Genomic DNA, 19425 nt, shown 5'->3' on the forward strand with positions numbered 1-19425 from the left:
CGATGTGCGTCCGCGCAATCCGAGATTTTCTAGCGACTCATTTCGATGTCCGGAACGATCCAAACCTTCATGCATTTAGCTAGGTCTTTGTTCATCAACTCGTTCTTGCTGGGAGCTGGACCATTGTCCTCCAGGGGCTATGCCTTGGCCAACCAGGAAACGGATGAAGTTTCCATCGTTGACCTGATACCTGCCTTGCGAGCCTTCGCCCGCACCTTCTGCCGTGTTCCTGACGACGCCGATGACCTGGTCCAGGAGACGTTGACCAAAGGGCTCGCCAACATCGATAAATTCGAGCCTGGGACACGCATGAAGTCATGGCTCTTCACCATCATGCGCAATACCCACTACACGCGTGCCAAGGCCGCCGACCGGGAAAAACCCGGCCTGCTTGACTGTGCCTCTTTGATCCCGATTTCGGAAGCTACACAGGAGTGGTCCGTTCAGAGCAAGGAAGTCTATGGCGCGGTCCAGAAGCTGCCGGAACATCAGCGCGAGGTCCTGATGCTGATCGGGGTTCTTGGCGTCAGCTATGAAGAAACTGCCGAAATATGCGGTTGCGCGGTGGGGACGGTAAAGAGCCGCCTTAACCGAGCGCGCGCCGGCGTCCTGGAATACCTCGGCGAATGTTCGCTGCAGACGTTGGTGGAAAGACGCAATCACCTGTCCGAGGTACAAGGAAACTTGGCAGTCGACAGGCGTCGATAGCTAGTCCTCTTTCTTTGCCTTGCATCGACGCTTGTCGACAAGCGCGTTCTGCAATTGAACCGCAAGGTTGGTCAACCGGTCGGGGACCTTCTCCTGCTCGATGGCAGTCAGCAGAGATGCGATTTTCCGGTCTATTGCCAGCCGGAGTCGCGGGCTGATCGTATCGTCGCTCGAGCGAGACATCGTGTTCTCTTAACGAATTGGTCCCTTCACCAGTGTGGTGTCAGCAATCAGAGTTTGCAAGGATTCACGCGCCGTTCTCACAGTCAGCGCTGACCCTTGCACAGCATTGTTTCGAAGCCGCTGGTATCGTCAGGAAAGCCTGTGCCTTCCCTCCAATCTCCCCGGGCAATATTCCCGGGCGCGCTCGACAAATTCGACTCTCGCGACCTCAGCTGGTCGCCGGTCATAATCGCGTCTGCGATTGCAACATTCGGCCTTAGGCGAGCCGATCTGCGGCATGATACTGATCGGAGTTGATCCGATTGCCATCGAACCTGCGTTGCTCGGTGTGCTGCTTCTAGGCTCTGGTGGACGCAACCGCTTTCCTCGGCCTAGTCCTTGAGCAACCCGGTCATCGCGCCGTCGCCGGATCCTTTGTTCTGGCGGCCGAGGTGATGTCCCTTGCCGCCGTATGCCACCTAGTCCTCCTTAGGATTGTGGGCACTCACAGGCGCCTTTTCTATGTGACGCCCGAACAGTTATTGAGCCGTAATGTTCCCTCGGATGCAGCAAGAAGAAAGGCATTGCCATCCCACAGCCGGAACGGCTTCTCGCTGTCGACAACGACCTGCATGCCATGGGCTCCGGCGAGGCGGTGAACATCGGCACGATCCAGCGCCGGCGTTCCGCGGTAGGAGTAGTTCAGAAGTGCTGCCATGCCCGACGTCTTCAGAACACGCGCGATTTCCTTGAAATACCGCTCCGCCAAGCCGGCCAGCACCAGATAGGGGAAGCTGTCGACAGCCAGCACGCAATCGAAACTTGCATTGCCGAAATCGGCAAGATCGAGACCGGAGGTCGGCCGCACTTCTACATTGCGCAGACTGGCACATCGCTGACGAGCGATCGAAATCATCTTTGAGGATATGTCGATGCCGACGATCCGGTGCGCCGCGCTGGAAAGCGCGCTTTCGAAACGCCCGATGCCACAACCAATGTCCAGTATGTCCCGGTGGGCGCCGGTGAAGCCTTGTGTTTCCAGCCACGCGACGATCTCGTCGGTAGTGGCGGTGAGCTTCTCCTCGTCTCCCAACGAAGACAGCTGAACGCTCGCCGCCAGGGAAATCGCCGCCGCCGCATCGAAGCCGGCGGCCAGCCGCCTGACGACAGCGGCATCCGTTTCCCATTCACTGCGTTCGTGGCGAACGGCCGCGCCTGTTTCGCGCAGCATGGCAAAGATGTCAGGCCTGCGACGAAGCAGCTCGGCGATCCGCTCCAGTCTGTCCCCGTTCCGCAGGTCGGCTGAACACATATCCAGCGCCACATCAGCGAGCTCCGCGGCATCGATCCCCGTCTCGAAGCGAAGCGCCAGCCTGGCAACGACGGCTTCGACGCAGGCGCCGTCGGCCATGCACTCCTCGATCACCATTCTTGCTGTCGACGCCTGTAAAGATGGTTTTCGTCCAGCTGTGCTCATTGAGCCATGCTCCGCGTCCAGACCTTTCGCGTCGTCCATTGGTCGACGGCACCCCAGCCATATTTGTAAGTCTCCTGGCCGCGCAGGAAATCGAACTCCCGCGCCCCTTCGCGGGCCGCCTCGGAAATCGCGTGACCGATCAGGATTGCGCCGGGACTTTCCTCGGCATAGGCCGGATCAAAACCGCCAAGGTAGGCGTACGCGCGGTGGCGATGGTGAAATCCATAGTAGGCGCCGACGACCGCGTCATCGATAGCGACAAGCCAGCATCGGACAAGACCCTGTGCGGCAAGCAGGGCAAGCGCCTGCCGGTGGAATTCTTCGGCAGCCGGATCGGCCAGCACGCCGTCACCATGCCCGGCCCAACGCGCGCCATGGAGGCGGATCAAGTGATCGAAGAATGCTTTGGGACTATCTTGCGCTGGCGTGAGGGAGACGCAGCCGCGCCTGCATGCGGCTCTATGCGCGCGGCGCAGCTGGCGTCTTCGCCGCGCAGGAACGCAGACCGCAAGCGCATCGTCACCAGCGATGGGGAGCACGGGACAAGCCGCATGATCGACGAGTTCACCCGCCTCCAGCGCAGGGTGTGTAATAGTGAGACCTGCAGCACCGGCCGGTAGGTCCGGTAAAATCCATTGCGACCAATTGATCGCGAGAGCCCGGTCGGCGATGACTGCGGCGACCGCCGCTTCGATGCCGGGGGAACACAGGACATCCAGATAGTCGCTCAACGAAATCCCGACCGGAAGCAGTCTCGGCCCGGAAGGTGTGTGTTCCAGGTAAAACGGCGCCAGTCCCACCAGATCGCCGCCACGCCAGACGGCGATCGTAGCCAGCTCTCCGGGCGCGAACGTGCGCCACCACGGCACGAGCCAGGCGGGGCATTGGAACGGCGTCGCCGTCCGGCTATGCGTCCAGAGCTCCCACCAACGCGGCGCCAGGGCCTCAAGGGCGGCCGGATCGTCGATGATCTCCGAGCGGAGCATGGAAGCCGCTCACTGCGCCGCCGCGAGGCGCCTGCGGCCGCCACCAAGCCCCGCCAGCGCATGGTAGGCGTCCATGTAAGACGAAATCATGCGGTCGAGCGAAAAGCGCCGCCGCGCCTCGGCCCGGCATGTCTCGGCATCCAGGCCGGATGATGCGACAATGGCCTCCGCCATCTCGTCGACGTCATTCACCAGAAAGCCCGTCTTGCCGTGTTCGACCACGTCCGGCAGCGCGCCGTTTGGAAAGGCGACGACCGGTGTGCCGCAGGCGAGGGCCTCCATCGCGACAAGCGAACTGGTTTCCGCGGCAAGGCTGGGAATGACCAGGCAACGGGCGGCGTTGAGAAAGCGCCGTTTGGAGGTGAAGCCGAGCGGACCGAGGAAGCGGCGGTGCTTGTCGAGGCGAGGCTGGACTTCGTCACGAAGGTACAGCGTATGCGTTTCATAGGGATAGACCTTGCCGCCGATGACCAGCGGCACGCCAGCCTGTTTGGCGGCGTCCAGCGCCAGATGGATGCCCTTTTCCGGGCAGATGCGGCTGAGCACTAACGCGAAGTTGCGCTTGGACTGCGGGCCGCTCAGCGCATCGATATCGACGCCGTTTGGAATGGGCGCAACCAGCCGGGCGCCTGGCGGTGCGGTTCTTTGTTGGGCCTCTGAGACGGCGTGAAGCCATAGATCGTTGCGCAGCGGGCGCAGAGCATCGGCCGGATACCAATCCAGCGGCAGGTGCAGGCTTACCAATGTCGGGCCATGGTCAGGCAGATAGGCATGAAAATCGATGCCGTGCAGATGGATCACGTCGATCGGCCAACGGGCACGTGCGGCTTCTATCGCGGTGCGATGGGAGCGCTGTGCCCTTTTTTTCGCCGCATCGTCGAGCACACCTGGTTCAGCCGGTGTCTCGATGAGGACGCCCGCCGCTTTGGAGCCCTGGCAACCGATCACGATAGAAATGTGCCCTGCGCGCGCGAGTGCCTGGTCGAGCATCGAGAGCACTTGCTCGGCACCGCCAACCGCATCCGGACCGACTGGCGCGAGAGGGTAGGCGACGTTCAGGACGGTGAGGGTCATGGCCGGTCGAGCCCAAGCTCCTTATGCGCAGCCGCCGCCGCGTGAAGCCAAACCGCCGGCTCGAAGCCGAGCGGCAGCGCCTCGTAATAGAGCTTGCCGTTGTTCGGCAGCGCCAGGAAATCATAAGCAGGCGCCACCCGGAAACGTTCGACGCGCGCCGTGAACGGCGCCAGCGTCCGTTGCTGGGTCCGATGGCAGGCCAGCATGCACTGCTTCCGTTCGAAAGCCGCTTCCGTAAGGTGCAGTTCGATGCACTCACTGCCGGGTCCGCTGTTGAAATCCTGAAGGACCGCGCCCTCAGGCCCGGCGCAATAGAATGCCATTTCGACGATGACCGGCGCCTGGCGTCCGTCGCGGCGCAGCAAATGGCAGGCCGCATGGACGGCAAAGGCGGTCGCGTCATGATCAGGGTGACCACCTTCATAAGGATGCGTGCAGACGAAGCTGACATCGCGATCGGCCAAAAGGCCGGTCAGCTCCCGTGCGAGCGAGCTAAGATTTCCGGCGGCTTGCTTGTCGGGATAACCGAGACTGATCAGGGCCGTCGACGGCAAACCCGCTGCCGCCACCGCCGTCTCCAACTCCCTATGGCGGGCCTTGGCGTAGTCCTGCCACGTCTCGAAACCGTATGCTCGCGCGTCATCAAGATCTCGCGGCGCACCGTCAGTGACATGAACGATGCGAGATCGGCGCAATCCGGCAAGATGCCCGCCGATGCCGATGGTCTCGTCGTCCGGATGCGCGACAACGATCATGATTTCAGCACCGTCCGATGAGTATGGTGCGGTACCTACTAGCAACAGGGCCGCGAATTCGGCAAGCGTTCCGGACCCGTCAGGTTGGTGTTGCATGACACACTCATGCTGCCGAAGCTCGCACGGACCTGACCGGCGAGACGGCCATGCCGGGAGCATAGCGACGGATCATCGTCGCACAAAACTCCGCGAACTCCTCCGGCACCAGCGGCGGACTGGTGTGATGCGGCATAACTCCGCGATGCTCTGGAGTGAAGCAGAAGGTGACGGTCACGTCGAAATCGGCCAGTGCTTCCATCTGCCGGTCGTACCAATCCAGCGCATTCGGCCTGAAACTGTCGGCCCAGGAAAGCCCGGTGCGCAGACTGGTGACGCCCAGCCGCTTCATCCAGGCGACGGCGTCGTCCAGCCGGGGATCTTCAAAATGGAACCACTGCGCCAGTCCCATGGCCGGGGCATAACGCAGGAATTCCTCGAGCGCTGGTTTGGGCGTACCGTCTTCGCGCAGCAGGCCCATGTAGAAGTGGCGATAGTAGGAGGAGCCTTCCGCTTCGCGGTGACGCGTCGTTGCCCCCCATTCGCGCGGAAGGTCGTAGAGGCTGTACCATTGTATGCGCGGCGCATTGCCGAGCAGCAGTTCGGCGGTCCGGCGCAAGCCCCAGCGCTGCACCTCCTCGGCACCGAAGCTCGACACACCGACTTCGCTGACCCATACGGGCAGATCGGTGACGGTCGAAATCTCGCCGATCTTCTGCGGCCATTCCTGAATCTGCCAAAGGTTCCAGTCGAGCGGGAAACCATGCACGCCGACGGCATCGACGTGATCGAGCACGCCATACTGCTTCATGAGCGCCATGAAATCGGCATCGATCGGCGAAATGCCGCCGAGGATCTTGGTCACGGCGGGGTTTTCAGCTGCGATCGCATCGGCGGCCAGTATTGCCATATTGGCGAAGCGGCTCCAGTCGGGGTCGAGTTCGGGGTCCCAATGGGACTTGTTGTTTGGCTCGTTCCAGATCATTGCAGCTTCAATCATGAAGTTGTCCTCTCGACGGGTAAACGGCGCCGCCGCCGGCCGGCTCACCGGCGGTGCGGCAGAAATAGACCTCCTGCTCCGGGTGCAGCACGATCTCGAAGCCGGCGCTGCGCAGCATCGCTTCGGTGCAGGCGCGATTGGGAATCCACCAGTTGGTCGGGTCGTCGGCATAGCGATGCTCGACGAAATGCAGCTTCGGAAACTCCGGTCGGTCGAACAGATCGTGGGTCCAGAAAGGATAATTCTCATCGAGTGCAGGCAGGTCGGCGCTGCCGCGCTGCATGGACTGGAAGATCATCAGGTCGCCGGCAACGTGCTCACGGATCAGATCGAGAGCGAGCAGGGGGTGGCGCAGGTGGTACAGCACGCCCATGAACAGGACGATGTCGAATTTCTCCCGCAGGACGCCCACCTCGTAGACCGACAGCTGCTGGAATTCGATGTCGCAGTCCGCGATCTCGGCGGCAAAGCGCGCCTGCGCCAGATAGGCTTCATCGAAATCGATGCCGAGGACACGGCGGGCGCCGCGGCGCTTCATCTCGATCGAGTAGAAGCCGGCGTTGCAGCCTATGTCGAGCACGGCCTTGCCGGACAGATCGGCAGGAATGGCGTCGGCGAACTTGCGCCATTTGATCAGCGGGTAGTTGCCGAGGAAATGGTCTGGGGCGGTTTCGACACCCGCCAACTCCATATTGTGGAACCACGGGCCTAGGGCATCGATGCGACGGCGGATTTCGGCGTTGGAATGCAGCATGGCTAGCCTCCTTCGCCTGGATGGCTTGGTATTTGCGACTCCCCTGGCAGCACGAATATGAGGTTTTTCGGGTCCTCCGACGTGGCGTCGTTGTTCTCAAGCAGCCGAAGTGCCGTGCGGTAGCCGTTGAACGTGCCGACGTCGACATAGGCTGTGCCTGCCTTGACGCCGTAAGCCTCGCCGCCGGCCGCCAAGTAGGCGTTGATTAGCGTGCCGACGTATTCATCATGGCGATCCCGCTCGCGCCAGAGCGTCGCAAGCTGATGAAAGATGCGGCCGGGCATCTTGAATGCACCCCAAATCCAATTCGATCCGGCGTCTTGTTGCTTGACCTGGATTTCCTTCACCCGGCTGTCGTTGTCGAGAATGACGGCATCGAAAAATTCCGGACGGTCGACGGGGAACAGCAGGAAAGACAGGCAATCGTTCCGCAGGGCGCAGAACCCGTCTTCGGGTAGCCAGATCGTATCGGGCAGGCCGATCAGGACTGTCTCGTCCGTCGCGACGAGCGGCGCAGCGCGGAAGATCGCATCGCAAAGACCGACAGGGGTGGGCTGCACGACAAACAGTGCTGCGGCATCGCCATAGCCGGCGGCATAATATTCGAGGATGTCCGATTTTCCCGATCCGATGACGAAGCAGATCTTGTCGACGCCGTTGCGCACCATGCGACGCACCAGATATTCGCTCACCGCGCAGGGACGCTCGGTTTGGCCGTCGATGCGGCTGCCGACCGGCAGGAGTTCCTTCGAGAAGCCGAGTGGCTGAATGCGGCTGCCGCGGCCGGCAGCAGGCACGATGCCCAACATCAGATTGCTTCCTTCAACGGCTCCCCCGCCGTCTGCAATGAATCTGACAGGAGGCGGTCCAGCTCCCTGGCGCGTTGCGCAGAGGTATGCTCGTCCAACACCCGCTCGCGCGCACGGCGCCGAATTGCGTCAATTTCGCTGTCCGACAAGCAGACTGCGGCAACCACGTCGTCGGTGGTGTCCGCCAGGAGGATCTCGCTGCCAGGTTGGAAAAAACTGCTCAGCCCGGGCCAGGTGTCGCTCACGATAGCTGCGCCGCAGGCTGCCGCCTCGAACAGCCTGCCCGAAGGACACCAGCCCCTCTTGGCCATTGCCTCGCGGGTCACGTTCAGCGTCAAACGCGATGAGCAGAAGAAGGCCGGATGATCCGCAGGCGGAAGGTGCCTGACAAAGAAGATGTTGTCGCTCCATGGGAATTCGTGCGGGTATTGGGCGCCGCCGATGACGAAGCGATGGTCCGGCAGGCGCGCTGCCGTGCGCACCAGCAGCTTTTCGACGCCGGCCTGGCGATCTGCGGCATAGGTTCCGAGATAGGACAGATCCCCGGCAAATTCGGCCCGGGGCTGTGCCGGGCGGTGTCGCTCGGGATCGACATGGCCGTAGAGAGGCAGGACACGGCGGGCACCCAGCAGCGTTTTGAGCGCATCGATTGCGGTCCCGCCAGTATAGCTTAAGACAAGCTCGAAATCGCGTAGGCCTTCGGGCCCGTAATACGTCGGCCGTTGACCTTGTTCGATCCGGGCGAGTGTGACCGGGGTGTCAAGATCGTAGAAAACCTTCAGTCCGTAACAGGCATCCTGCGCCAGGCGCGATGCCTCCACGGCGTCGGGGCAATAGGACGTGACGATGACGACGTCCGATTGCCCGATCGCCTGTTCCGCGACATGGCGAATGTCTTCCCAGTCCGGATAGATAACGACACTGCCGCCATCGAGATGGTCAAGGTCGCGCGCCCCGGCATAATAGGGAGTGTTGCGTTCGAAGAAGGTGACGGACCAACCCAGCCCACCCAGCGCCCGGATAAGCCCGCGCCACAGCGTCGCGTGTCCGTTTCCCCACGAGGAGGTGACGGTGAGACCGAAAATGACCATTCGCATCCGGTAGTCCTCGTCAGGCGGCTTCGTTTAATCGGATCAGCTTGGAGCCCCAGTCACCGGATACGATCGTGGTGATCGAAGCGGGGTCGATGTCGAAGCGAAAACAATCTCCCAGCGGCAAGCCGAGCACCTTGCAGACGGCGGCCTTGATCACGTCGGCATGGCTGACCAACGCCACGGACTGGTTCTGATAGCGTTTGCGAAGTTGCTGCATCAGCGAGAAGACACGTTGCTGGACGTCCAGCATGGTCTCGCCGCCCGGCGTCCTCGCCTGCTGACGCCGGCTGTTCCACACCCGCCAATCGGCGTCCTGGCTCAACTCTTCGAAGGTCTTTCCCGACCACGCACCGAAGTCGATCTCATCGAGTTCTTGGCAGATTGTGATCTTGTCGGGACTGCAGGCGATTGCGATCGGTTTGGCGGTTTCCAGCGTTCGTTCGCGCGGGCTGCAACAGATGGTGGCTAACGGCTCCGGCGCCATGTGGCTGGCCAGGCGCACGGCTTGTGCCTTGCCGGTTTCGCCAAGACAAACTCCGGCCATACGTCCTGCAAGATAGTCGCCGACATTGTCGTGCGCCGCATGGCGGATCAAGAAGAACGTCGTCGTCATTCCGCGGCATCGAGCATCGGCTCGTCCCTCCCTGCGATGAAAGAGAGCGTGCGCAGGCGTGCCTCGGCATCGGTGAATTGCTCGGGCGGCGACTTCATGAAATAGCTGCAGGGACCGGTCAGCGCCCCCGCGATGCCGCGGTCAAGCGCCAGCTTGGCGCAGCGCACAGCGTCGATCACGACTCCGGCCGAGTTGGGCGAATCCCACACTTCCAGCTTGAGCTCTGCATTGAGCGGCACGCCGCCGAACGTCGTGCCTTCGACGCGGATGTAGGCCCATTTTCGATCGGTGAGCCAAGGCACATGGTCGCTGGGGCCGACATGGATGTTGCCGGCCTCCAGGGGAACGTCGAGTTGGCTGGTTACCGATTGCGTCTTCGAGATTTTCTTCGATTCCAGCCGCTCCCGTTCCAGCATGTTGAGGAAATCGGTGTTGCCGCCGAAATTCAGCTGATAGGTGCGGTCGATGCGGACGCCGCGCTCGCGGAACAGATTGGCAAGCAACCGGTGCACGATTGTCGCGCCGACCTGGCTTTTGATGTCGTCGCCGATCAATGGCAGGCCACGCTGTTCGAAGAGTTGGCGCCATTCCGGCCGCGACGCAATAAAAACCGGTATGCAGTTGACGAAGGCGCAGCCGGCCTCGAGCGCGCACTCGGCATAAAAACGCGTAGCCTCTTCCGAGCCGACCGGCAGATATGAGACCAATACGTCAGCGCCGCTTTCCCGAAGCAGCGCGCTGATATTCGCGACCGGCTCTTCTGCCTCCTCGATCTCATCGCGCAGATACTTGCCGATGCCGTCGAGCGTTGGTCCGCGCTCGACGCGAACGCCGGTTGCTGCGACATCGGCAAAGCGGAAGGTATTATTGGGTGGATTGTATATGGCTTCCGCCACATCTCGCCCAACTTTGCCCTTAGCGACGTCGAAAGCACAGACCACTTCGATGTCATCGACGTGATAGCCGCCGAGATCGGCATGCATAAGGCCGGGTATCGGCTCATTACCTCTGGCGTCCCGATAATATGAGAGGCCCTGGACAAGGGAAGACGCGCAATTGCCGACGCCGGCTATTCCAATCCGTACCTTTTTCGATCCCACGAAACTGCCGCCATCGCTGTTGAAGGTAAGTTCCTCGCGCCGAACTGCCAGTTGCCAGGAATGTTCCTTGCGACCTGGAAAAATCACGAACGTCACGGCGAGATGACAACTGCGCGCTGTGTTTGAGGCTGAGCCGATCGATGCCTGGGCGCCGCAAGCCTCAGTCGAGCCTTCGCAGCATATCCGCTTCTTTTTCCAGGATGGTGACCACCTCCTCGCGTTCAAGATGCGTCATCATCAGGCTCACACAGCATTCAAGATAGGTGATTGAGGCACGTCTCAGAAAGGCAGCCGTTTCCCTTGCGGCCATTTGCTCGATGTCCTTGGCGGATCGTTTTCGATGCACGGGTCCGTTCTCCATGCCGGTATCATCGCCCAACGGCGAGCTCGGCTGGATGTTCCCCCAATGAGAAAAAATGAAGCCCGTGTTGGTCGCGGTATCACCACGACCATACCCGAGCGCACAGCCCTTCCTGACTTCAGGCGGGCAGGTTTTGCAGTCGGCCCGAAGCGGACCTCACGCTTGTTGCAATCGGGGAAATTCGATCCTCGCTCCGGCTGGCTTCAAGCTCCGTAAAGTAGCTGATCGTCTGCATCAGGCCTTGCCTGAGCGGCACCTTTGGCGACCAATTGAGAAGGGTTTCTGCTCGGGAAATGTCCGGTTGCCGCCGGCGAGGGTCGTCTTGCGGCAGTGGCAGGAATTTGAAGGCCGACTTGCTATGGGTCATATCTCTCACCAATCCGGCCAGTTGAAGGACGGTGAATTCCCCGGGATTGCCCAAATTGACCGGTTGGCGCGGATTCGAATCGATATTCATAAGGCGGACCAGACCGTCAACCAGATCGGAGACGTAGCAGAAGGATCTGGTCTGCAGCCCGTCGCCGAATATCGTCAGTGGTCTCCTCTCGAGGGCCTGCATCACCAGGTTCGAGACGATCCGGCCGTCGGCAGGATCCATCCGCGGACCATAGGTGTTGAAGATGCGGGCGACCCGGATATCGGCCATTTCGGTTCTCAAATAGTCGAAGCACAAGGTTTCTGCGGTTCGTTTGCCCTCATCATAACAGGCGCGCGGACCGGTGCAGTTCACGTGACCGACATAGTCTTCCCTTTGCGGGTGCTGTTCGGGATCGCCATACACTTCGCTTGTCGATGCCTGCAGAAAGCGCGCACTGTTTTGGGCGGCGAGCTCAAGCAGATTTAGCGTTCCGATCACGCAGGTTCGCGTGGTGTGAACCGGATCGGCTTGGTAGCGCGGCGGTGACGCGGCGCACGCAAGGTTGAAAATGCGGTCCACAGGCTCAGTAAGATCCAATGGTCGGCAGATATCCTGCTCGATCAAGCGGAAACGAGGACGGTCCACGATCGAGATGATGTTTTCCATCCGACCGGTAAGGAAATTGTCCACACAGATCACACGATACCCGGCCTGAAGCAGTGTTTCGCAAAGATGCGAACCGAGGAAACCCGCGCCGCCGGCGACAAGCGCCGTCCTGGTCCGTTGCGTCCTTCTTGATTGCCGCATCTCTATTTTCTCCTGTCTGCCAGTCATGCTGCACTTTCAATGTCCAGATCGAGGGCCGGACGTGCCGATCTTGGCCGCGCCAGCAGCGAAACGAATTCACGGGCTCTCGCGGCGCCGGTATGTGCTGCCAGGATCGTTTCGCGTGCCCGCTTGGCCATAGCCAGCCTGGCGCGGTCCGACTGCCTGGATAGGATGTCGATCACGTCTTCGGCTTGGCTGGCCGTGTTGATCGTGGCTGTCGGAAAGAAGCTATCCAGACCTGTCCAGCGATCGCTGATGATGGCCGTGCCACAGGCAGCCGCCTCGAAGAGACGTACGCTGGGAGACCATCCAGCCGCTATCATGGAGCTGCGCGTGACGTTCAACGTGTAGCGCTGGCGGCTGTAGAAGGCGGCGTGGTCCGCCGGCGGCAAGTGCTCGATGCGATCGACATTGCTCGGCCAGACGGTCTCGGACGGGAATTGCGAGCCGGCCACGACGAAGCGGCGGTCCGGCATGCGTCTTGCCGGTTCAAGCAGGAGTGCATCCAGGGTCGCCTGCCGGTCCGAGCTGTAGGTGCCGAGATAACCAAGGTCCCAGCAGATCGGATCGGCCGTTCGGCGATGCCGCTCCGGGTCGACGGAGCAGTAGAGCGGCTCGGCGCGCCGTGCACCGAAGTCCGCCGCCAAACGGGCGAGCGTTGGCCCGCCGGCGAATGAGAAATAGACGTCGAAATACGGAATCTGCCGTCGGCATATGTAGTCGCAATCATCCGCGGCGAGCTTTGCCAACGTGACTGGCGTGTCGATGTCGTAAAAGCAGAACTGGCCCGTGCACAGGGACGCAACGATGTCGACGACTGCGCGCCCCTCCGGGACGAAGGACCCAACCACCACGATATCGGCCTGCTGCAGGCAGCGAGCATAGGTGCGACGAAGATCGTTCGTCGTTTCGTAGTAGCGCAACGTGCAGAAGTCCGGGTCGCGCAGATCGCGATGGCTTGCGTACCACGGTACGTCGCGCTCGAGGAAGGTGACGCGATGGCCGAGCTCGTGCAGGCCCTTCAGCAACCCGCGAAAGGTCGTGGCGTGGCCGTTTCCCCATGAAGAGGACAAAGACAGGCCAAGAAAGACGATATCGAGCCGCTTGGTCATTCCGCTGCCTCCACGGTGGGGCGCTCGAAATGGCGCCTGAAGACAGCGTCGGCCACAGCTGCCCTTAACGCGTAGGTATGGTCGGCGAGAACACGCCGAAGCGCAGCTGCGCCGATCGCCTTTGCCCGCCGGGGTGTGAGGGTCCGCATGATTTCGGCGACATCGTCGCCGTCGCGCGCCACCAGGATCTCTTCGCCAGGGACCAGGAACAATTCGACGCCGAGCCAGGCGTCGGTGATGAGGCATGCGCCGGCACCCGCAGCCTCGAAGACGCGTGTGGCAGGTGAAAAACCATTGGCGGCCATGCTGTCGCGGCTGATGTTCAGCACCGCCTTGGATGTGACGTTGAACGCATTGTGATCGCGCGTGCCGACGTGGCCGAGCCATGCAACATTTGCCGGAAGCTGCTTGTCACCCCAACCCGATCCGCCGAGCAGGAAACGCTGATCGCGCGAACGGCTGGCCGGATCGAGGAAGAAGGCTTCGACGCGCGCTTCACGGTCCGGCAGGCGGTTGCCGAGAAAGGCGAGGTCGCAAGCGAACCGCGCATCCTTCGCGACAGGATGATGCGTTTCGGGATCGAGCGCATTGTAGATCGGCACGCACTCGGCCGCCCCCAGCGCACGATAGGCCCATACGACCGGATCTCCGCCGCCATAGGTGAGGACAAGGTCGATCTCCCGCAACGCGCGGTGCAGGGGATGGTCCGGCTCGTCGCGCAACTGGCCCAGAGTGGCCGGTGCGTCGACATCCCAGAACACTGTCAGCGCATCGGAGCGGGCATGGTCGAGCACCGCGCGCAGCAGCGCCTCGTCCTCGAAGCCTACCCCGCTCGCCTTGACGACGATGTCGGCTTCGCCGGCGCTTGCTGCCACCTGCATCAGCGCATGCGGGGTCGCCTCGTAGATGACGACATGGCACCAGTCCGGTGCCTCGATATCGCGGTTCTTCTGCCTGTCGTAGACGTCCGGTTCATAGAAGGTGATCTCGTAACCGAGCTGGGAAAGAGCCTTGAGCAATCCGCGATAATAGGTCGCCGCGCCGTTCCAATAGGACGACAGCAGGCTCGATCCATAAAATGCAATCTTCATACGACTGTCTCCTCTACGGCGATGGAATCGATGGCTTGGCGGCTGCCGCATTCGGCGAGTACGTCGAACAACTCGTCCGCCCGGTGCCGGCACGTGTGTCGCGTCCGGATGGTTTCGAGGCCGGATTTCACGAGGGAGGCGGCCAGGTCAGCACCGTCCAGCACGTCGCGAAGATGACGGCCCATCTCGGCTCCGTCGCGCGCGAAAAGGAAGTCGATACCTGGCCTGAAGAGTTGTTCGACGTCGGCCCAAGGCGCCGAAACGAGCGGGATGCCGCAGGCGAGCGCTTCGAACATGCGGATCGTCGGGATTCCGGGCAGGCTCTCCCGATAGGGACGCCGCGGAATATGGACGGTAACGCGATGCGCCGCGAATGCCTTGGGCACGTCGGCATTGGCAATCCAGCCTTCGTAACCCAGGCCGGCGGCGGCAAGATCGGCGAGCGCTTCGCGTGGATAGCGCACGCCATGGACAGTGCCGCTCAGGCCAAGTTGTTCCACCGGATCGATCAGGAATTCCTTGATTTCGGCACTGCGCTCGTCGTCGCCCCAGTTGCCGATCCAGATCACGTCGGATGTAGGGTCGATCTCCGGGTGCGGTTTGAACAGGCATGCATCCGCCGCTTCGTGCCAGGTGAAGGCACGTTTGCCCCAGCCGGCGCGAAGATAGCTTTCCCGCAACGCTTCGCCGAAGGCGAGCACGCCGTCATAATGCTCCAGCCGCAGAGCCGAGATCGCCTGCGTCGCCGAGACGGCGCGATGGTGGGTGTCATGGAACAGAAGCGTGAAGCCGCCTCCGTTGGCCTTGGCCCTGCCGATGCGCGCGACGAGCGCCGGGTCCGTCCATTCGTGCACGATCACCACATCGGCGTCGGCAATCCAGGTTTCATGATCGAAGGAGGCGTCGTAGGTTACCGGCATCAGCTCCGGAAAATCCTTCCTGAAGCGCTCGATCGCGAAGGGCCCTTTCTCTGCCAGCAGGTTCGAACGGCTCCAGCCGTCCGCCGGCTCCAGCGCGATCGCCTGGTGCCCGCGTGCAACGAGCTCCCGCATGATGCCGCGCAGGAAATGTGCGTTGCCGTGGTTCCAGTCGGAAACGACGGAATGGGTATAGAACACAAACCGCATCATCAGCGTTCCGCAACGGCCAGGGCGGCCCGATCGTAGATGTCGTGCATGGCGGCCGCTTGTCTTGCCGGTGAAAACTTGCGCGCCCGGCGTGCGGCGGCTTCGCCGAGCCGGCGCCTATACTGGGCGTCGTATGAGAGATAATCGATGCATCTGGCGAGATCGCGTGGATCGTGGGCGTCGTAGAACATGGCCACGCCGTCCCACAATTCGCGATAGGTTGGGATGTCGGCAAGCACCAGAGGTGTAGCCGATGTGGCTGCCTCCAGCGCGGCAAGGCCGAAGGGTTCGTAGACGGACGGCGACACGAAGATGCCGGCCCGCGCCATCAACAGACGCACCTCATCGTGGCAGACAGAGCCCAGAGGGATGACGCTGCTGAAATTGGCGCGTTGCCCATCGGCGCTCTGCAGCGGCCCGGCAGCGAAGACCGGCCATTTCGTCAGCGATGCCGCTTGATCCAGCGTAGCTGCGTTCTTTCCTTCATCCCACCAGCGCGCGGCGGCGAGAACCACCGCTTCCCGCCTCTCTGCTTTTGGACCCTGCCGCGTGCCATTGCTGACAACGCTCAGGCCGGCGATCGGCCCGTAGCAGGCTTCGAGCATGTTGGCATGGCTGCGGCTGGGGGCGATTACCGCATTTGCCCAATCGAAACCGCGTCTGTTGCGATCCTTCTGCCAGCCCCATTCGCCGTCCACAGTCTGTCCCCTGACGGCGTGGAGCCACGTCACAACGCATGAATGCGAGACCGCTACGACCGGGCACGGCACATCAAGTCCCACGGCCTGCGTCGGCGCATTGACATGGACGAGGTCGATTGCGTAATCACGAACAAGTGCGCGCAGTTCCTGCGGCAACATTTCCAGATCGTGCTCATTCCGGGTCATCCAGTCCGGCGGTGTCTTGAGCCACGCCAGGGCCGCGAAAGCCTGCGCCTCCTTCGCCTGCTCCTCGGACGGCTCCGGGCCTAATCCGGCGAGCACGATGCTGTCGCCGCCGTGGGCCAGCTCCCGCGCCAGATCAAGCGCGTAGCGCCAGACACCGCCGACAGCGTCGACGGTCATCAGGATTCGCCGCGAGCGCCGGATCAGTGACTGCAACATGTAGCCTCCAACTCGGCCAGTGCACGAGGACGCTTCTCCTGGATGTCGCTGAATGTCCGGAACGAGGCCAGGTAATGCTCATGGGCGCGCTCCCAGGCGAGATCGTCGGGCTCGCCCCAGATCTCGCGATAGCTGGGCGAACTGGGGTAGGGATAGAGCGGCACCGGTTCATTGGCCCACACACCGCGGTCGATGAGGTGCTTGCGCCAGTGATCGACCAGAGCGGGATCATCCTCGACCACGCCGATCAGATTGGCCTGGACGAACGGAACGTGACGTCGTGCGTTGACCAGCAGCGCAGCCAGTTCCTCGGTGCCCAGCCGGCAACGCTTCGCCAGCATGGCCCGGCCCTCCACGGTCAGGCTTTCGAGGCCGGCCTCGATCGAAACACAGCCGGCGGCACCCAGCAATTCGAGGAGCTCCGGCTTCCAAAGATCGATGCGGGTTTGCACGCCGAACTTGACGTTGCGGTCGACCAATGCCTCCAGCAGTGCCTTCTGCGGCAGGAAGATCTCGTCGATGAAGTAGATGTAGCCGACGCCCTGTCCGATCAGGCGGTCGATCTCCGCCATGACCGCATCGTGGTTCCTGCGGCGGTAGGCGTCGCGGAAATCGATCTTGGCGCAGAAGCTGCAATTGTAGGGGCAGCCGCGCGAGGCCTCGACCTCCGCTCCGAAACCCACCTGGTTGTCGTCGAACCGGTGATGGTGGTGCGAATGGGCGGCAATCCAGTCGGACGGCCATTTGAGAGCCGGATGACCGACAAAGGAACTGGCGTGGACGCCGCCATTGCCGACGAGTTTTCCCTCGTGGAGATGAGCGGTGTGGGGCACCGCGCTCCAATCGTCACGGCGGGCGAGTTCCGCGACGATTTCTTCGCATTCGCCGCGCACGACGACGTCGACACCGAGCTTGCGCAGCGTCGGCGCCGGCGTCGCCGAGCCGTGCGGTCCGACAGCGACGGTGCGGCCGCCGCGCCCCGCGAGGCAGTTGAGGAATTCGGCAGGCACGCGCAGCTCGGGCGGCGCGCAACGCCAGAACAGATAGGTCGGCGCCGTGCTGACGACGGTCATGGCCGGTGCGAAGGCGGCGACGCGATCGGCAAGTGCCGCGTTGTCCAGCTTCTGGATTTGCCCGTCCAGCATCAGCACCTTATGGCCGTCGGCCTCCAGCAGGGCTTTCGAGTAGCCCAGTTCCAGCGGCAGATGCGGCTGGCGGCAGCCGAAATAGATACTGTCCTCATATGTCCAGAACGGATTGACCAGGGCGACTTTCATGCCACGTACCTCGCTGCTTCAGGTTCGAGGCGATGATGCTGCAGCCAATCGGCGAGGTCACGGATACCGTCGCGCCACGAGACATGCGCTTTCCAGCCGAGCGTCGCTTCTATCTTGCGGGTATCGGCGACAAAGAAGGGCTGGTCGCCGGTACGTTCCCGGTCGTAGAGGATCGAAAGCTTGCGACCGGTCAGTTCGCCGATCTCCTTGAGCAGCATGCGCAGGCTGACGGCGTTGTTCGGTCCGCCGCCGAGATTGAATGCTTTGCCCCTGATGTCCTCGATCCGGGCAAGTGCCCCGCGATAGGCCGCAACCGCATCGGAGACATGAAGGATGTCGCGCACTTGCTTGCCGTTGCCGTAGATCGTGATCGGCTGGCCGGAAAGCGCGCTGAGCAGAAAATGCGCGACCCAGCCCTGGTCTTCCGTGCCGAACTGGCGCGGTCCATAGATGCAGCTCATGCGCAGGACCGCCGTAGGCAGGTCGTACGACCTGGCATAGTCGAGCACATATTGATCCGCCGCGCCTTTGGAGCAACCATAGGGCGTGCAGAAATCGAGGCCGCAGGTCTCGTCTATGCCGTTGGCTCGGATGCCGGCATCGCAGGGCACGCACCGGTCGTCTTCTTCGCGCACGGCGACGTCGGGCAGGCCGCCATAGACCTTGTTGGTGCTGGCGAAGATCACAGGGATGCGCTTGCCGCTCCGGCGGGCCGCTTCCAGGATGTTGAATGTCCCGCGAAGATTGATGTCGAAATCTTCGCTTGGCTGGACGAGGCTCGTGGTGACGGCGGTCTGGGCGGCTAGATGGAATATCGCCCTGGAATGCGCCACAAGCGGCGCCAGAACGTCCGCATTCCGGACATCGGCGGTTTCCACGGCAAGTTGATTCCCGTGCTTCTGGGCCAGCCAAGCCAGATTCTGCTCAACGCCTGGACGGCTGAGATTGTCGATGACCAGTACCGGCATTCCATCCGACAACAGGCTGTCGGCGAGGTTCGAACCGATGAAGCCACTGCCGCCGACGATGGTAACCGGCGCTTCGCGAAAACCATCGGGTCTCATGACACCAGTCCCCGCTCTTCGAGTTCCCGTCTCATGTCGGCGCCGCGGTCGATGGCGACCGTATTGCGCACCCACGCGACGAACTCATCGAGTGAATGCTCCAACAGCTGCCGCGGCTCAAATCCAAGCAATTCACGCGCCTTGGAGATGTCGGCGAAGCAGTTGCGGATATCGCCGGCACGCGCTTTGCCTAGGATTTCAGGCTGACGGTCCGGCACACCCATTGCGTCGGCGAGCAGCCGCGCGACCTCGCTGATGGCATAGGCACGCCCGCTGCCGATGTTGATGACGTGGCCGCGCGCCTGGCGTTGTTCCAATGCCAGGCGGAAGGCGTGGGCAATGTCGCGCACATGGACGAAATCCCGTTTCTGCTCGCCATCTTCGAAGATCATCGGCCTCTGGCCGTTGGCGAGCCGTGAGGCGAAGTTCGCCAAAACGCCGGTATACGGGTTTGAAAGCGCCTGTCCGGCGCCGAAGACGTTGAACAGGCGCAGCGCCACTGCGTCGACGCCATAGGCCTCGCCGAAGATCAGCAC

20 protein-coding genes are annotated in these 19425 nt (G+C 62.1%); 1 reads left to right on the forward strand and 19 read right to left on the reverse strand.

The features are described 5' to 3' along the window. The first annotated feature begins 144 nt into the window (after positions 1 to 144). On the forward strand, positions 145 to 708 hold the full coding sequence (locus tag EOB36_RS13855; RefSeq protein WP_126103038.1) for a sigma-70 family RNA polymerase sigma factor: 564 nt from the start codon (positions 145 to 147) through the stop codon (positions 706 to 708). Positions 709 to 1390: 682 nt separating this feature from the next. Here EOB36_RS13855 and EOB36_RS13865 read toward each other — a convergent pair. The 19 genes from EOB36_RS13865 to EOB36_RS13955 all read right to left on the reverse strand — a co-directional run. Beyond that, positions 1391 to 2347 carry a class I SAM-dependent methyltransferase gene (locus EOB36_RS13865; RefSeq protein WP_126103036.1) on the reverse strand — a complete coding sequence of 319 codons (957 nt, stop codon included), beginning with the start codon at positions 2345 to 2347 and terminating at the stop codon, positions 1391 to 1393. Continuing rightward, positions 2344 to 3333 carry a GNAT family N-acetyltransferase gene (locus tag EOB36_RS13870; protein ID WP_126103035.1) on the reverse strand — a complete coding sequence of 330 codons (990 nt, stop codon included), beginning with the start codon at positions 3331 to 3333 and terminating at the stop codon, positions 2344 to 2346. The genes EOB36_RS13865 and EOB36_RS13870 overlap by 4 nt, the downstream gene beginning before the upstream one ends. Before the next feature lie 9 nt (positions 3334 to 3342). Continuing rightward, a complete protein-coding gene (locus EOB36_RS13875; RefSeq protein WP_126103034.1) occupies positions 3343 to 4407 on the reverse strand; it encodes a glycosyltransferase family 4 protein in 1065 nt (354 codons plus the stop codon). Continuing rightward, positions 4404 to 5258: a PIG-L family deacetylase gene (locus EOB36_RS13880; RefSeq protein ID WP_164897522.1), complete on the reverse strand. Its 855-nt coding sequence runs from the start codon at positions 5256 to 5258 to the stop codon at positions 4404 to 4406. Before EOB36_RS13880 ends, EOB36_RS13875 begins: the two co-directional genes overlap by 4 nt. A 7-nt stretch (positions 5259 to 5265) precedes the next feature. After that, positions 5266 to 6198, reverse strand: a complete 933-nt coding sequence (locus tag EOB36_RS13885; RefSeq protein ID WP_126103032.1) for a beta-xylosidase — start codon at positions 6196 to 6198, stop codon at positions 5266 to 5268. Next, positions 6191 to 6952: a TIGR04290 family methyltransferase gene (locus EOB36_RS13890; protein ID WP_095486389.1), complete on the reverse strand. Its 762-nt coding sequence runs from the start codon at positions 6950 to 6952 to the stop codon at positions 6191 to 6193. The genes EOB36_RS13885 and EOB36_RS13890 overlap by 8 nt, the downstream gene beginning before the upstream one ends. 2 nt (positions 6953 to 6954) lie before the next feature. Next, positions 6955 to 7761 (reverse strand): sugar phosphate nucleotidyltransferase, encoded by an 807-nt coding sequence (locus tag EOB36_RS13895; protein WP_126103031.1) that lies wholly within the window; start codon positions 7759 to 7761, stop codon positions 6955 to 6957. Next, positions 7761 to 8858 carry a glycosyltransferase gene (locus EOB36_RS13900; protein WP_128285060.1) on the reverse strand — a complete coding sequence of 366 codons (1098 nt, stop codon included), beginning with the start codon at positions 8856 to 8858 and terminating at the stop codon, positions 7761 to 7763. The genes EOB36_RS13895 and EOB36_RS13900 overlap by 1 nt, the downstream gene beginning before the upstream one ends. Positions 8859 to 8871: 13 nt before the next feature. Then, the gene (locus tag EOB36_RS13905) at positions 8872 to 9468 is read right to left on the reverse strand and encodes a histidine phosphatase family protein (RefSeq protein ID WP_126103029.1); all 597 of its coding nucleotides are present in this window, start codon (positions 9466 to 9468) and stop codon (positions 8872 to 8874) included. Then, complete coding sequence (locus EOB36_RS13910; RefSeq protein WP_126107195.1) at positions 9465 to 10568, reverse strand: inositol-3-phosphate synthase; 1104 nt, start codon at positions 10566 to 10568, stop codon at positions 9465 to 9467. Before EOB36_RS13910 ends, EOB36_RS13905 begins: the two co-directional genes overlap by 4 nt. A gap of 160 nt (positions 10569 to 10728) precedes the next feature. Continuing rightward, on the reverse strand, positions 10729 to 10947 hold the full coding sequence (locus tag EOB36_RS13915) for a hypothetical protein (protein WP_164759012.1): 219 nt from the start codon (positions 10945 to 10947) through the stop codon (positions 10729 to 10731). A gap of 100 nt (positions 10948 to 11047) precedes the next feature. Continuing rightward, positions 11048 to 12094 (reverse strand): UDP-glucuronic acid decarboxylase family protein, encoded by a 1047-nt coding sequence (locus EOB36_RS13920; protein WP_095486606.1) that lies wholly within the window; start codon positions 12092 to 12094, stop codon positions 11048 to 11050. A 23-nt stretch (positions 12095 to 12117) separates the two neighbouring features. Further along, positions 12118 to 13227 carry a glycosyltransferase gene (locus EOB36_RS13925; RefSeq protein ID WP_126103028.1) on the reverse strand — a complete coding sequence of 370 codons (1110 nt, stop codon included), beginning with the start codon at positions 13225 to 13227 and terminating at the stop codon, positions 12118 to 12120. Next, a complete protein-coding gene (locus EOB36_RS13930; RefSeq protein ID WP_128285061.1) occupies positions 13224 to 14318 on the reverse strand; it encodes a glycosyltransferase in 1095 nt (364 codons plus the stop codon). The genes EOB36_RS13925 and EOB36_RS13930 overlap by 4 nt, the downstream gene beginning before the upstream one ends. After that, the gene (locus tag EOB36_RS13935) at positions 14315 to 15445 is read right to left on the reverse strand and encodes a glycosyltransferase (protein ID WP_128285065.1); all 1131 of its coding nucleotides are present in this window, start codon (positions 15443 to 15445) and stop codon (positions 14315 to 14317) included. Before EOB36_RS13935 ends, EOB36_RS13930 begins: the two co-directional genes overlap by 4 nt. Before the next feature lie 2 nt (positions 15446 to 15447). After that, complete coding sequence (locus EOB36_RS13940) at positions 15448 to 16509, reverse strand: glycosyltransferase family 4 protein (RefSeq protein ID WP_164547009.1); 1062 nt, start codon at positions 16507 to 16509, stop codon at positions 15448 to 15450. A 23-nt stretch (positions 16510 to 16532) separates the two neighbouring features. After that, the gene (locus EOB36_RS13945) at positions 16533 to 17825 is read right to left on the reverse strand and encodes a TIGR04295 family B12-binding domain-containing radical SAM protein (RefSeq protein WP_095486396.1); all 1293 of its coding nucleotides are present in this window, start codon (positions 17823 to 17825) and stop codon (positions 16533 to 16535) included. After that, entirely contained in the window at positions 17822 to 18889 is a 1068-nt protein-coding gene (locus EOB36_RS13950; protein WP_095486397.1) for an NAD-dependent epimerase/dehydratase family protein, read from the reverse strand. The genes EOB36_RS13945 and EOB36_RS13950 overlap by 4 nt, the downstream gene beginning before the upstream one ends. Further along, positions 18886 to 19425 (reverse strand): NAD-dependent epimerase/dehydratase family protein (locus EOB36_RS13955; protein WP_128285062.1); only part of this gene is annotated, 540 nt, incomplete at its 5' end. The genes EOB36_RS13950 and EOB36_RS13955, both read right to left, overlap by 4 nt.

Source organism: Mesorhizobium sp. M6A.T.Cr.TU.017.01.1.1, from assembly GCF_004023115.1.
GTDB classification, from domain to species: Bacteria; Pseudomonadota; Alphaproteobacteria; order Rhizobiales; family Rhizobiaceae; genus Mesorhizobium; species Mesorhizobium mediterraneum.